The sequence below is a fragment of the Pontitalea aquivivens genome (assembly GCF_046507575.1).
Classification (GTDB): domain Bacteria; phylum Pseudomonadota; class Alphaproteobacteria; order Rhodobacterales; family Rhodobacteraceae; genus Pontitalea; species Pontitalea aquivivens.
In genome coordinates this window covers 82,044-94,577 of sequence record NZ_JBKFEY010000007.1, presented here as the reverse complement: position 1 = coordinate 94,577, position 12,534 = coordinate 82,044, and the positions used below count along the sequence as shown (strand labels likewise).

Annotated in this window: 13 protein-coding genes; 9 read left to right on the top strand and 4 right to left on the bottom strand. The window is 66.7% G+C overall.

The window, feature by feature from the left end; genetic code table 11:
• Nucleotides 1-7: 7 nt before the first annotated feature.
• Nucleotides 8-1,333 (top strand): HlyC/CorC family transporter, encoded by a 1,326-nt coding sequence (locus ACK8OU_RS10560; RefSeq protein WP_410303366.1) that lies wholly within the window; start codon nt 8-10, stop codon nt 1,331-1,333.
• A 90-nt stretch (nt 1,334-1,423) separates the two neighbouring features.
• Here ACK8OU_RS10560 and ACK8OU_RS10555 read toward each other — a convergent pair whose 3' ends face one another.
• The 4 genes from ACK8OU_RS10555 to ACK8OU_RS10540 form a co-directional block, all read right to left on the bottom strand.
• A complete protein-coding gene (locus tag ACK8OU_RS10555) occupies nt 1,424-2,983 on the bottom strand; it encodes a trimethylamine methyltransferase family protein (RefSeq protein WP_410303364.1) in 1,560 nt (519 codons plus the stop codon).
• 111 nt (nt 2,984-3,094) lie between these two features.
• Complete coding sequence (locus ACK8OU_RS10550; RefSeq protein WP_410303363.1) at nt 3,095-4,231, bottom strand: carbohydrate ABC transporter permease; 1,137 nt, start codon at nt 4,229-4,231, stop codon at nt 3,095-3,097.
• The gene (locus ACK8OU_RS10545; RefSeq protein WP_410303362.1) at nt 4,228-5,097 is read right to left on the bottom strand and encodes a carbohydrate ABC transporter permease; all 870 of its coding nucleotides are present in this window, start codon (nt 5,095-5,097) and stop codon (nt 4,228-4,230) included. The genes ACK8OU_RS10550 and ACK8OU_RS10545 overlap by 4 nt, the downstream gene beginning before the upstream one ends.
• Nucleotides 5,098-5,113: 16 nt before the next feature.
• On the bottom strand, nt 5,114-6,463 hold the full coding sequence (locus ACK8OU_RS10540) for an ABC transporter substrate-binding protein (protein WP_410303361.1): 1,350 nt from the start codon (nt 6,461-6,463) through the stop codon (nt 5,114-5,116).
• A gap of 275 nt (nt 6,464-6,738) precedes the next feature.
• On the opposite strand from ACK8OU_RS10540, the gene ACK8OU_RS10535 reads away from it, so the two are divergent.
• The 8 genes from ACK8OU_RS10535 (at nt 6,739) to ACK8OU_RS10500 (ending at nt 12,522) form a co-directional block, all read left to right on the top strand.
• On the top strand, nt 6,739-7,014 hold the full coding sequence (locus tag ACK8OU_RS10535) for an STAS domain-containing protein (protein ID WP_410303359.1): 276 nt from the start codon (nt 6,739-6,741) through the stop codon (nt 7,012-7,014).
• Nucleotides 7,011-7,376: a response regulator gene (locus tag ACK8OU_RS10530; RefSeq protein ID WP_410303358.1), complete on the top strand. Its 366-nt coding sequence runs from the start codon at nt 7,011-7,013 to the stop codon at nt 7,374-7,376. The genes ACK8OU_RS10535 and ACK8OU_RS10530 overlap by 4 nt, the downstream gene beginning before the upstream one ends.
• Before the next feature lie 10 nt (nt 7,377-7,386).
• On the top strand, nt 7,387-9,597 hold the full coding sequence (locus tag ACK8OU_RS10525) for a chemotaxis protein CheA (RefSeq protein ID WP_410303357.1): 2,211 nt from the start codon (nt 7,387-7,389) through the stop codon (nt 9,595-9,597).
• A gap of 5 nt (nt 9,598-9,602) precedes the next feature.
• A complete protein-coding gene (locus ACK8OU_RS10520; protein ID WP_410303355.1) occupies nt 9,603-10,070 on the top strand; it encodes a chemotaxis protein CheW in 468 nt (155 codons plus the stop codon).
• Nucleotides 10,067-10,942, top strand: a complete 876-nt coding sequence (locus tag ACK8OU_RS10515; protein WP_410303354.1) for a CheR family methyltransferase — start codon at nt 10,067-10,069, stop codon at nt 10,940-10,942. The genes ACK8OU_RS10520 and ACK8OU_RS10515 overlap by 4 nt, the downstream gene beginning before the upstream one ends.
• A complete protein-coding gene (locus ACK8OU_RS10510) occupies nt 10,933-11,319 on the top strand; it encodes a response regulator (RefSeq protein ID WP_410303352.1) in 387 nt (128 codons plus the stop codon). Before ACK8OU_RS10515 ends, ACK8OU_RS10510 begins: the two co-directional genes overlap by 10 nt.
• On the top strand, nt 11,316-11,702 hold the full coding sequence (locus ACK8OU_RS10505) for a hypothetical protein (RefSeq protein WP_410303351.1): 387 nt from the start codon (nt 11,316-11,318) through the stop codon (nt 11,700-11,702). Before ACK8OU_RS10510 ends, ACK8OU_RS10505 begins: the two co-directional genes overlap by 4 nt.
• 202 nt (nt 11,703-11,904) lie before the next feature.
• Nucleotides 11,905-12,522 carry a class I SAM-dependent methyltransferase gene (locus ACK8OU_RS10500; protein WP_410303349.1) on the top strand — a complete coding sequence of 206 codons (618 nt, stop codon included), beginning with the start codon at nt 11,905-11,907 and terminating at the stop codon, nt 12,520-12,522.
• Nucleotides 12,523-12,534: the final 12 nt, after the last annotated feature.

Below are 12,534 nucleotides of genomic sequence, written 5' to 3'. Positions count from 1 at the left end.
TTTCATCATGGATACAAACCCTACCGTCATGCTGGACACCACCTTCTGGTTCACCGCAGCCGCCATTCTGGGTCTGCTGCTGATGTCGGCCTTCTTTTCGGGATCGGAAACCGCGCTGACGGCGTCGAGCCGGTCCAAGCTGCGCGCGCGTGCCGACAAGGGCGATGCGGGCGCCGAGGCCGCGCTGCGCGTGACCGAGGACAGCGAGCGGCTGATCGGCGCGATCCTGCTGGGCAATAACGTCGTCAATATCCTGTCGGCCTCGCTGGCGACTGCGTTGCTGACGCGGCTGTTCGGGGATTCGGGCGTGGCGCTGGCGACGCTGGGAATGACGGCGCTGGTGCTGGTCTTTGCCGAAGTGCTGCCCAAGACCTATGCGATCACCCTGCCCGAAACGGTGGCCGCGCGGGTGGCCCGGCCGATCCGGGTGCTGACGAAGGTGCTGGCGCCGGTCGTTTCGGTGGTGCGCGCCATTGTGCGCGGGCTGCTGTGGGGCTTTGGCGTGCGCACCGATGCCAACCAGCACATGTTTTCCATCCATGAGGAAATCGCCGGCGCGCTGGCCATCGGCACGTCCGAGGGGACGGTGCAGAAAGAGGACCGCGACCGCCTGCTGGGCGCGCTGGATCTGGGCAACCGCACGGTCGAGGAAATCATGCGCCATCGCAGCCAGATCGAGATGATCGACGCCGATGACAGCCCCGATGCGATCCTGGCGGCGGTGCTGGCCTCGCCGCATACGCGGTTGCCGCTGTTCCGGGGCGAGCGCGAGAATGTGGTGGGCGTGATCCTGGCCAAGGACCTGCTGCGCGCGGTGGAACGCATCCTGCGCGGGGGCGATGGCACGCTGGGATCGATCGGCGACATGGATGTGATGAAGGTGGCGATGAAGCCCTATTTCATCCCCGAAACCACGCCGCTGGACGAACAGATGCGCGAATTCCTGAAGCGGCGGACGCATTTCGCGCTGGTGGTGGATGAATATGGCGATTTGAAGGGGCTGCTGACGCTGGAAGACATCCTGGAAGAGATCGTGGGTGAGATCACCGATGAATTCGACCCCAAGGGCGAACGCCAGCTGCGCCCGGCCGAAAGCGGCGAATATATCGTGGACGGGGCGATGACGATCCGCGACCTGAACCGCGAAACCGATTGGGCCCTGCCCGATGATGAGGCCAATACGATCGCGGGCCTGGTCATCCACGAGGCGCAGACCATCCCGACCGAGGGCCAGGTCTTTGCCTTCCACGGCTTCCGCTTTGAAGTGGTGGCGCGCAAGGACAACCGCCTGACGCGGCTGAAGATCAAGCCGCTTGCGCCGAAGGTCGACTAGGGGCGGCAAGGCCGGGGGCTTCGCGCCCCCGGACCCCCGCGGGATATTTGGACAAAGCCGAAGGCAGCCGGGCGTTCAGGCCCCGGGCCGTCAGAGGAAGGCATCGGGCACGGCGGCCTTCTTGCGCGCGACGTAATCATCCAGCGCCTCGGCCACGGCGGGGTCGAGCGCGGGGGGCTGATAGTCGCCCAGCATCTTTTCGACCCGTTTGCGGGCCAGGGCGACGGTGTCGCGGGCGCCCTCTTCCTCCCATGTCTCGAAGGGTTTGTAATCCAGCAGGTCGGTTTTCCAGAAGGCGGATTTGAAATTGGCCTGGGTATGGGCGCAGCCCAGGAAATGCCCGCCCGGGCCCACTTCGCGCAGTGCCCCCATCGCCTGGCCATTGGCCGACAGGTCGATACCTTCGGCCAGACGGTGCAGGATTCCCAGCTGATCGGCATCCATCACATATTTTTCGTAGGATGAGACCAGACCGCCTTCCAGCCAGCCGCAGGCATGCAGCATGAAATTCACCCCCGACAACAGCCCGATGTTGAGGCTGTTGGCGCTTTCATAGGCGGCCTGGGCATCGGGCAGTTTCGACCCGCAGAATGCGCCCGCGCTGCGGTAGGGCAGCCCCAGGCGGCGGGCCAGCTGGCCTGCGCCCAGCGTGATCTGGGCGGCTTCGGGCGTGCCGAAGGTGGGGGCGCCGGAATTCATGTCGATCGAGGTGACGAAGGCGCCAAAGATCACCGGCGCGCCGGGGCGGACCAGCTGCGCATAGGCCACGCCGGCCAGAACCTCGGCCAGAACCTGGGTCAGCGTGCCGGCCACCGTCACCGGGGCCATCGCGCCGCCCACGATGAAGGGCGAGATGATGCAGGCCTGCCCCGCGCGGGCATAAACCTCCAGGGCGCCCATCATGACCGAATCGAAGGTCAGCGGGCTGTTGATGTTGATCAGCGAGGTCATCACCGTGTTCTGATCGACGAAATCGGCCCCGAAGAGGAGTTTCGACATCTCGACCGAATCCGCGGCGCGTGACGGTTCGGTGACCGATCCCATGTAAGGCTTGTCCGACAGCGTCATATGGGCGTGCAGCATGTCCAGATGGCGCTTGTTCACCGCGACATCCGTCGGTTCGCACACCGTGCCGCCGGAATGGTGCAGCCATTTCGACATCTGCCCCAGTTTCACGAAATTGCGGAAATCCGCGATCGTGGCATAGCGTCGGCCGCTGTTCAGATCGCGGATGAAGGGCGGTCCGTAAACGGGCGCCAAAACAAGGTTTTTTCCGCCTATGATCACGTTTCTATCGGGGTTGCGGGCGTGTTGGGTAAAGCTGCGTGGGGCGGTGGCGCACAGCGCCCGCGCAAGGCCGCGCGGGATGCGCACGCGCTCGCCCGTGACCTCGGCCCCGGCGGCACGCCACAGATCCAGCGCGGCGGGATTTTCGACGAAATTCACGCCGATTTCTTCCAGGACGGTTTCGGCATTGGCCTCGATGATGGCCAGGGCTTCGTCGTTCAGGATATCCAGGTTGGGAATGTTGCGTTCGATGTGGCGGGCAAATTCCACCCGCACCGCGGTGCGTTCGGCCCGGCGTGCCGCGCCGCCCCCGCCGCGCGCGCGCCGCCCGGCGCCGGCCTCGGTCGTGCCCGTTGTGTCCATTGCCCTGTCCTCCGGCTGTTCATGGCCCGGTTGTAGCGCGCCCCGGGTCCGCGCCGCGGACGGATTGCGACCTTCGCGGTAAGGAAGCGACCGCGTGCGATGCCGGGGCCGTCAGCCCCCGGGCCCGGCGGCCGCCGTCAGCGCGCGGCGCAGCGGGCGCTGCAACGCCACGAAGACCGTAACGGGCACCACGATCGAGACCAGCGCCGAGGCCGCCAGGATGTGCCATTCGCCCCCGCGCGCGCCCATCAGCGCCCGCAGATGCCCGCTCAGCACCAATTGGCCCGGCGTGTTGCCCAGAAAGACGGTGGCCACCAGCAGATCATTCCAGACCCACAGGAACTGTAGCGCGGCAAAACCCGCGACCGCAGGCAAGCACAGCGGCAGCACGATGCCCCACAGGATGCGAAGTTCCGATGCGCCATCCAGCCGTGCCGCATCCAGAATGTCACGCGGCACCGCCGTCATGGCCGATCGCAGCACGAAGATCGCCAGCGGCAGGCCAAAGCCGGTATGCGCCAGCCAGACCGACCAATAGCCCTTGCCCAGGCCCAGGGCGTTGTGCAGCGACAATAGCGGGATCAGCGCCAGCTGTGGTGGCACGACCATCAGCCCGACGACGCCCGCCAGCACCAGCCCGCGGCCCGCAAAGCGCATCCCCGCAAGGGCATGGGCGGCAAAGGCCGCCAGCAGGATCGGCAGCGCCGTGGCCGGGATCGCCACCGCCAGCGTATTGGCAAGCGCGCGACCCAGCCCCCCGGCCCCGGTCACATGGGCGATGTTGTGCAGCGTCAGGCGGGGCGGCGCGGGCGTGGTGACAAAGATCCGCTGGCCGCGCGGGTCGGAAAACGGCCCGGGCGCGGTCAGCCGATAGCTGCCGTCAATATCCACCGTCAGGACCCGCCCGCCCGGCAGCGCGGCGTTGTCCCCCGGCGCATGGGCGCGCGGGCTGCGCGCGGCCAGCCCCCAGGCCTGCAGCCGCGCGCCGGGTTCCAGAAGCCGGCCTTCGATCACAAAGCCCGTCTTCCCGGACCGCTGCGCCCCGGCCCCGGCGGTGCGCAGGGCCGTGGTCGTCTGTGTGGCAAAGGGCGCGCGCCACCAGCCCGAGGCGGCGATCTGGTCGGCCGGGCGCAGCGCCGTCAGCACCAGCCCCAGCACCGGCACCAGCCACAGCACCGCCATCAGCGTCACCGCAACCGCCGCCGTCACCCGCGCTGCGGGCGCCTGAACCGGGCGCCCGCGGTTCATCGGCGCGCCCTTGCCGCCCAAAGATTGCGCACCATCAGCGGCAGCACCAGCGCCATCAGCACCACCGCCACCGCCGATCCGCGCCCGTAATCGCCCCCCCCGCGGAACAGCCAGTCATGCACCTGCGTGGCCAGAACCTGCGTGCCCCATTGCCCGTTCGTCATCACATGGACGATGTCAAAGACCTTCAGCACCATGATCGTGATCGCGGTCCAGACCACCGCCAGCGCGCCCCGGATCTGCGGCAGGCGGATCCGCCAGAACAGCTGCCAGGGACCGGCGCCGTCCAGCGTCGCGGCCTCGATGATCTGGCACGGAATGGCGCGCAGCGCGGCATGCAGGATCACCATGGCAAAGCCGGTCTGCGCCCAGATCAGCACCGCCATCAGCAAAAGGCTGTTCCAGACCGGCAGCGACAGCCAGGCCAGGGGCTCGGCCCCCAGCCAGACCCGCATCGCATTCAGAAGGCCCACCTGCACCTGGTCCCCGCCGCGATAGTCATAGACGAATTTCCAGATCACCGTCGCCCCGGTGAAGGAAATCGCCGTGGGCAGGAAGATCGCCGCCCGCGCAAGCCATCCCCAGCGCAAGCCATCGGACAGATGCGCCGCCATCAGCCCCAGCGCGGTGGCCAGCGCGGGCACCACCAGAAGCCACAGCGCCGTATTGGCCAGCGCCCGCACAAAGCCCGGATCGGCCCAAAGCCAGGCATAATGCGCAAGCCCCACCCAGGCGCCATCGCCCCCCTGATGCAGGCTGCGCCAGACCGTCCCCGCGACCGGCCAGGCGCCATACAATATCAGCAACACCGCCGCCGGCGCCAGGAACAGCCAGGGCCGCAGCCAGGCCAGGCTTGTTGACCCCATGCCCACGCGCCCTGCCCTAATCCAGGCTGTCCCAGAGGCGCTGGATCCGGCCCGCAACCTCGGTCGCGTCCTTGCCGCCGACATAATCGATCATGCCGGTCCAGAACGCCCCGGTGCCGATCGCGCCGGGCATCAGATCCGATCCGTCAAATCGAAAGACCGTGGCGCTTTGCAGGACCGCGGCCATCTTGCGCAGCGCCGGATCGCCGTAAAGGTCGGGGTTGACGCCCTTGTGCGGGGTCAGGAACCCCTGCTGCGCCATCCAGATCTCATGTGCGAGGGGGCTTTGCAGAAAGCCCAGAAAGGCGCGGCCCGCCGGGGCATCGGACAACAGCGCAAACAAGGTGCCCGAACCCAGAACCGGCTGATCGGCGCTGCCCGCACGCGCGGGGAAATAAAAGAAATCGACATCCCGCCCCATGTCCACGCCCTCGGGGAAGAAGGCGGGGATGAAACTGGCCTGCCGGTGCAGGTAGCACTGCGGCGGGATGCTGAACAGGCCCCGGGGGCTGTCGCGGAAATCGGTTGCGGCCACCCCCACCGGGCCGCCCGCCACGAAGGCGCCGGTGCGTGCAAACCAGCCGAACCCCTCGATCGCCGCGATCACCTGCGGGTCGTCAAAGCGCAGCGCATGGCCGACCCAGGCATCATAGACCGACACCGGGTAAAGCCGCAGCATCAGATCCTCGACCCAATCGGTCGCAGGCCAGCCCGTCGCCCCGCCCGAGCCCAGCCCGATGCACCAGGGCGTGGCCCCATCTTCGGCAAGGGCGCGCGTCAGATCCTGCAGCCCCTCGAACGTGCCGGGGGGCGCATATCCGGCCTCGGCCAGGTTTTCGGGCACATACCAGACCAGCGATTTCAGGTCCGCCCGGTAGGGCAAGGCATAAAGCCGCCGGATGCCATCGGGGCCGCGATAGCTTGCCAGATCGACCCAGCTTTCGCCCGCCGCATAGGTTTCGGCCAGCCAGTCCGCCATCGCCTGCGGCAAGGGGCGCAGATGACCCCGGCGCGCCAGATCCGCCGCCAGCCCGGGCTGGGGAAAGATCGCGATGTCGGGCGGGCTGCCGGCCTCGGTGTCGATGACGATCTGCTGTTCGAAGGAATCCGATCCCGCATAGATCACCTCGGCCCCGGTAGCGGCCTGGAAATAGGCCACGACGCTTTCGAAAGCCGCCTTGTCCGGGCCCAGCCAGGGGCCCTGGATCGTCAGCCGCTGGCCCGACAGATCGGTTTGCGCAAGGGCCTGATAGGACGCCCAGTCGAACCGCGAATCTTCCAAAGGTGGAAAAACAAGATCATGCGCGACCACAGGTTGCGTGACCCAGGCACAGATCAGCGCGGCAATTCCTGCTACTCGAACCATCAGAACCCCTTGAAATCCTGCCCCGAAACCTTGCCCCGGCCAAAGCCCCGCCGGCAAGCGCACATCGCGCAGCCGCGTCGAAAGGGTTTACCAAAATGCGCAGGCTGTCAATCAGGCCCCCATATCCTTGCCCGGGCGCTGCGGCGCTGCGGCGCTGCGAAAAATCCGGCGCTGTCAAACCTATCTTAACCGCTGGGGTCGTAAGGGTCATGCATCCTTGCAGGAAAGGGGCACAAGGTGCGCGATGACCGGATGATGACGTTGACGGGGGCCCGATGACCCGGCTGGCCCTTGCCGCGCGGCTTGACCTTTCGGCTGCGGAACCGCTGGCGGCGGCGCTGCGCGCCCACGGCGGCGCGGATCTGGTGATCGACGCCAGCGGCGTCAGCCACCTGGGCGCACTGGGCCTGCAGCTGTTGGGCGCGGCCGCCCTCAGCTGGCGCGCCGCCGGCCACCGCCTGCGGATCGCGCCGCGATCTGACGCCTTCGATACCGCGCTGCAGACCTTTGGCATCCCCCTGTCCGCCCTCGAATCGGAGCCCGTTCCATGACCCTGACCGTCCTGGCCGTCGATGACAGCCGCACCATCCGCGACATGCTGCGCCTGACCCTGACCGGGGCCGGGTTTTCCCTGCATCTGGCCGAAGACGGCATCCACGGGCTGGAGGTGCTTGGGGGCATCGCGCCGGATGTCATCATATCGGATATCAACATGCCGCGCCTGGACGGGTTCGGTTTTATCGAGGCGGTGCGCAGCCAGGACCGCCACCGCGCGACGCCGATTCTGGTGCTGACCACCGAATCCGCCCCCGAACTGAAGGCGCGCGCGCGCGCGGCGGGCGCGACCGGCTGGATCGTAAAACCCTTTGATCCGCCGAAACTGATCAAGGCGCTGCAGATGGTCGCGGGCTGAGGGGGCGGCGATGGCACTGGACCCGATGGCGGAAATCCGCGCCTCGTTCTTCGTCGAATCCGAAGAGTTGCTGGAAAGCCTGCAAGACGCGCTGTCGGTGATCGACGATGGCCAGCACGATGGCGAAACGATCAACGTCGTCTTCCGTGCCGTGCATTCGATCAAGGGCGGCGCGGGCGCCTTCGGCCTGGATGCGCTGGTCGCATTTGCCCACCGCTATGAAACGGTTCTGGATGAATTGCGCGCGGGCCGGCTTGCGGTGACGCCCGAGGCGGTGAAGCTGTTCTTCCAGGCCGCCGACCTGCTGCATGATGAGGTGCGCGCCGCCCGCGACGGTGCGCCCCCGCCCGCGGGCGCCGAAGCCTGCCTGCTTGCGCTGGAATCCCTGATCGGTGGTTTCCCCGCGGCCGAGACGGTTGAAGAGATATCCGATTTCCAGCCGATGACGCTGTCGCTCGATCTTGATTTCGATCTGGGCGGCGATCCCCCCGGGCCACAGGGCTGGCGCATTGCCTTTCGCCCGCGCGCGGAACTTTACGCCTCGGGCAATGAGCCGCTGCACCTGCTGCGCACGCTCTGCGCGCTGGGTGAGGCGGCGGTCGACTGTGCGCTGGACGCGCTTCCCGCGCTTGAGGATCTGACGCCCGAGGCCGCGTATCTGGCCTGGGTCGTCACGCTGGCTGGCGACATTTCCGAAGCCGACATCCGCGAGGTGTTCGATTTCGTCGAGGATCTGGCCGAAATCGAGATCACGCCGATCGCGCAAGCCGACCCGGATGCCCGGCTGCCTGCCCCTTTGGACCAGGACCTGCCCCCCGCCGCGCCGGACACGGTGCTACCGGTCACGCCCGGCCCGGCTGCGGGGATCGGATCTGCCCTGTCCGCCCCCGGCCCCCGGCCCGCCAGCGCGCCCCTGCCGGATGGGACGGCCGCGGCAGCTGGCGCGGCCCCGCCCACCGTTGATGCCGCGCCAGGCCGCGGACCAGGCGGCGCGCAGGGCACCGCAGCGGCAGAGCCCCCCTCTGCCACAGTCCGGGTCGATCTGGACCGGATCGACCGGCTGGGCAATCTTGTGGGCGAACTGGTCATCAACCAAGCCATGCTGGCCCAGACCGTCGCCGAGGCCGGCCTGCCGCCGAATTCCCCGGTGATGACGGGGCTTGAAGCCTTCATGATGCTGACGCGCGACATCCAGGACAGCGTGATGATGATCCGCGCCCAGCCGGTGAAACCGCTGTTTCAGCGCATGGCCCGGATCGTGCGCGAGGCCTCCTCGGCAATCGGCAAGGAGGTGCGCCTGAAGACCGAGGGTGAGAATACCGAGGTCGACAAGACCGTCATCGAACGGCTTGCCGACCCGCTGACGCACATGATCCGCAATGCCGTCGATCACGGCCTCGAACCCCCCGAGGTCCGCGCCACCACCGGCAAACCCGCCGAGGGGCTTGTCACGCTGAGCGCGCAGCACAGGTCCGGCCGGGTTCTGATCGAACTTTCCGATGATGGCGCCGGGATCAACCGCCCGAAGGTGCGCGAAATCGCCATCGAACGCGGCATGATCCCCGCCGATGCCGTGCTGAGCGATTCGGATATCGACAACCTTCTGTTCCTGCCCGGGTTTTCCACCGCCAGGCAGGTCTCTGCACTGTCAGGCCGCGGGGTTGGCATGGATGTGGTGCGATCGGCGATCCAGGCTTTGGGCGGGCGGGTCTCGATCCATTCCGAACCGGGCAAGGGCACCCGCTTCTCGATCTCGTTGCCACTGACGCTTGCGGTGCTGGATGGCATGGTCGTCTCGGTCGCGGGCGAAACGCTGGTGGTTCCACTGTCCGCGATCCTGGAAACTGCCTCTCTGGCAAGCGGCGACATCCGCGTGCTTGGTCCAGAGACGAACGTCATCCACCTGCGTAATGCCTTCATGCCACTTTACGACATCGGCGCCGAACTGGGCTACAGAAAGCCGCAAGCCAGTTATGAAGGCGGTATCGTGCTGCTGACCGCGCTGGAAGACGGCTCGCGCGCCGCTCTGGTGGTCGATTCGATCATGGAACAGCGCCAGGTCGTCATCAAGGGCCTGCAACAGAGCTTCGGGCATATTCATGGCGTCGCCGCGGCCACGATCCTCGGCGATGGCCAGATCGCCCTGATCCTCGACCCGGCCGATCTGGTCAGCAACGCCAGCGGCCGCACCCGCATTCCCGACACCGCACTCGCAGGATGATCAAGATGAGCACGGAAAACAGCACGAAATCCTCCGGAGAGCTTGAACTGCTCTCGTTCCGGCTGGGTGAGCAGGAATACAGCGTCGACATCATGTCGGTGCGCGAAATCCGCGGCTGGACCCGCGCCACGCCCCTGCCCCACACCCCGCCCCATGTGCGCGGTGTGATCAACCTGCGCGGCACCGTTCTGCCGGTGGTGGATCTTTCCGTACGCCTCGGCATGCCGCCGGTCGAAGGCGCCGCGCGCAATGTCATCATCGTGGTTCAGGTGGGCGCCCAATGCGTGGGGCTTCTGGTGGACGCCGTTTCCGACATTCTCGCGCTGCCGCGCAGCGACCTGCAGCCCCCGCCGGATTTTTCCGCCGACGCCGGCGCAAGTTTCATCGAGGCGCTGACCATCATCGACGGGCGGATGATCCGGGTGCTCGACCTTGGCTCCGTGCTTCCCGACCACGCATCAGAGGCCGCATGACACAGTCCGCCCCCTTTCTCAATACGCCAACCCCGTCCAAAGCCGATGTTGCCCGGATCGCGGCGATCCTGCATGAAGCCGCCGGAATTGTCATCGCGCCCGGCAAGCAGTCAATGGTGCAGTCGCGCCTGGCCAAGCGCCTTCGCGCGCTGGGTCTGACGGATTTCGCAAGCTATCTGGCGCTGGTCACCTCGGACCGGGGCGCCGAGGAACGGCGCAGGATGGTGTCGGCCCTGACCACAAACGTCACGCATTTTTTCCGCGAGGCACATCATTTCGAAACCCTCCGCACGAAGGTGCTGCCCCCCCTTTTGCAACACGCCCGCGCGCGCCAACGGGTGCGGCTGTGGTCGGCGGGCTGTTCCAGCGGGCAAGAAGCCTATTCCATCGCGATGACCATCGCCGATCTGGCCGGGCCGGATCTGGACCGGCTCGATCTGAAGATCCTTGCCACCGATATTGATGGCGATATGGTCGCACGCGGAACCGCCGCGCTCTATGACGCCGCATCCATCGAAGGCGTTCCCGACGCAATGCGCCAACGTTTTCTGACACCCGAAGCGGGCGGTTTCCGGGTCGTTCCGGCCCTCAGGGCAATGGTCAGTTTCCGCGAACTCAATCTGCACGACCGATGGCCGATGAAGGGATGCTTCGATGTCATCTTCTGCCGCAACGTCGTGATCTATTTCGACGCGCCGACGCAGGAAAAGCTGTGGGCACGCTTCGAAACGGCGCTCACCCCAGGTGGATGGCTTTTCGTGGGCCATTCGGAACGAGTGCCGCTGCGCGCGAACGGCGCACTGCGCACCGCCGGAATCACGACTTACAGACGGGACGAAATCCCGCAGAACGGAGATCCGACATGGCATTGAGAGACCAGATTCGCATCATGGTGGTGGATGACATGTCCACCAGCCGGGGGCTGATAACGCAGGCTTTGGATGCCATGGGCATCCGGCAGGTCGGATATGCGACTGACGGTCCAGGCGCCCTTGAAATGCTGCGCAAGACGCCCGTGCATCTTGTGATTTCGGATTATAACATGCCCGGCATGGATGGGCTGCAATTGCTGCACGCGCTGCGAACGGATGCGCGGACGAAGGGGCTTGGTTTCATCCTGGTCACCGGGCGGGCGGACAAGGAAATCATCGATACCGGCCGCCGCCTCGGCATGAACAACTTTCTGAAAAAACCATTCACGCCCCAGGATCTGCGCAGTTGCATCGAAGCTGTCGTGGGCCGGCTATGACGGACCTGGCCCAGACCGCGCCCGACGCACGCAGGGTCGGCCTGTCGCAGCTGACCGCGCGCATCGCGGCCGAACTTGAGCGGCTGGCGCGGATCACGGCCGATGTTCAGGTGGCGCTGTCGATGTGCCACCTGGAGCTGGCCGGTCCGCTGGGCCCCGAGGTCATCCGCGGATTGCAGCGCATCGATCGGGTCACGCAAGAGCTTGAGGACCTGAGCCGCCTTCTGGGCGGCATGTCCGACGGCATTCCCGCGCAGTCCGAACTCTGTGCCGCCCCTTTGTTTTCAACGCTGCGACTGCATGAACTGGGGCTTGCGCTCGACCCTGCCAAACCGATCCACCCTGACGTCGCGGACAACGATGGCACGGTGGAATGGCTCTGATCCTGTTACGTCCACGGGCCCCCGGCAGGACGGCCAGGCCATCGTGACCCGGGGCCGCAGGGTGCTCTGGCGGCGCGGGCGGGTCTGACGTGCGAAACCTTGCCGGTGGCGCGCCTTGCCCTGGCAGGTGCGACACAAACGCCTTGCGCCATGCAGCAACGCTCGCTACCACCTTTGGGCAGAAGTGACGCAAGGTAAGTATATGGATCTGGCCGCCATTCAGAAAAGCTATGCCCGCTGGGCGCCAGTCTATGACGGGACCTTCGGCCCGTTGACCAACCCGGGGCGCAGAAGGGCGGTGGCCTATCTGAACGCCCGCGGCGGCACCGTGCTGGAGGTGGGCGTCGGCACCGGGCTTGCCTTGCCACTATATGGGCCGCAGATGCGGGTGACCGGGGTCGATTACAGCACGGACATGCTGGACAAGGCGCGCGCCAAGGTGGCCGATCAGGGCCTGTCGCAGGTTGTCGCGCTGCACCGGATGGACGCCCGCGCGCTTGAATTTCCCGATGACAGCTTTGACAGCGTCGCGGCCATGCATGTGCTGTCCGTCGTCCCGGAACCCGAACGTGTGCTGGCCGAAATGGCGCGGGTCTGCAAGCCGGGGGGCAAGATCGTGATCACAAATCACTTCGCCCAGGACAGCGGTCTTTGGGGCGTGATCGCGCGCGCCTTTGCGCCGCTGGCCAACCTGCTGGGGTGGCATTCGGATTTCAAGCGCGACCGGGTGCTGGGCACGCCGGGCCTGCGGCTGTGCGAAAGCGCCGCCCTGCCGCCGCTGGGGATGATGACCTTCCTGGTCCTGGAAAAAACCGCCTGATCGGGGCCGGGG

Excerpts from the sequence above, each read along its gene's own strand:
- ACK8OU_RS10560 (WP_410303366.1), top strand. The coding sequence starts at position 8 with ATGGATACAAACCCTACCGTCATGCTGGACACCACCTTCTGGTTCACC.
- ACK8OU_RS10555 (WP_410303364.1), bottom strand. The coding sequence starts at position 2,983 with ATGGACACAACGGGCACGACCGAGGCCGGCGCCGGGCGGCGCGCGCGC.
- ACK8OU_RS10550 (WP_410303363.1), bottom strand. The coding sequence starts at position 4,231 with ATGAACCGCGGGCGCCCGGTTCAGGCGCCCGCAGCGCGGGTGACGGCG.
- ACK8OU_RS10545 (WP_410303362.1), bottom strand. The coding sequence starts at position 5,097 with ATGGGGTCAACAAGCCTGGCCTGGCTGCGGCCCTGGCTGTTCCTGGCG.
- ACK8OU_RS10540 (WP_410303361.1), bottom strand. The coding sequence starts at position 6,463 with ATGGTTCGAGTAGCAGGAATTGCCGCGCTGATCTGTGCCTGGGTCACG.
- ACK8OU_RS10535 (WP_410303359.1), top strand. The coding sequence starts at position 6,739 with ATGACCCGGCTGGCCCTTGCCGCGCGGCTTGACCTTTCGGCTGCGGAA.
- ACK8OU_RS10530 (WP_410303358.1), top strand. The coding sequence starts at position 7,011 with ATGACCCTGACCGTCCTGGCCGTCGATGACAGCCGCACCATCCGCGAC.
- ACK8OU_RS10525 (WP_410303357.1), top strand. The coding sequence starts at position 7,387 with ATGGCACTGGACCCGATGGCGGAAATCCGCGCCTCGTTCTTCGTCGAA.
- ACK8OU_RS10520 (WP_410303355.1), top strand. The coding sequence starts at position 9,603 with ATGAGCACGGAAAACAGCACGAAATCCTCCGGAGAGCTTGAACTGCTC.
- ACK8OU_RS10515 (WP_410303354.1), top strand. The coding sequence starts at position 10,067 with ATGACACAGTCCGCCCCCTTTCTCAATACGCCAACCCCGTCCAAAGCC.
- ACK8OU_RS10510 (WP_410303352.1), top strand. The coding sequence starts at position 10,933 with ATGGCATTGAGAGACCAGATTCGCATCATGGTGGTGGATGACATGTCC.
- ACK8OU_RS10505 (WP_410303351.1), top strand. The coding sequence starts at position 11,316 with ATGACGGACCTGGCCCAGACCGCGCCCGACGCACGCAGGGTCGGCCTG.
- ACK8OU_RS10500 (WP_410303349.1), top strand. The coding sequence starts at position 11,905 with ATGGATCTGGCCGCCATTCAGAAAAGCTATGCCCGCTGGGCGCCAGTC.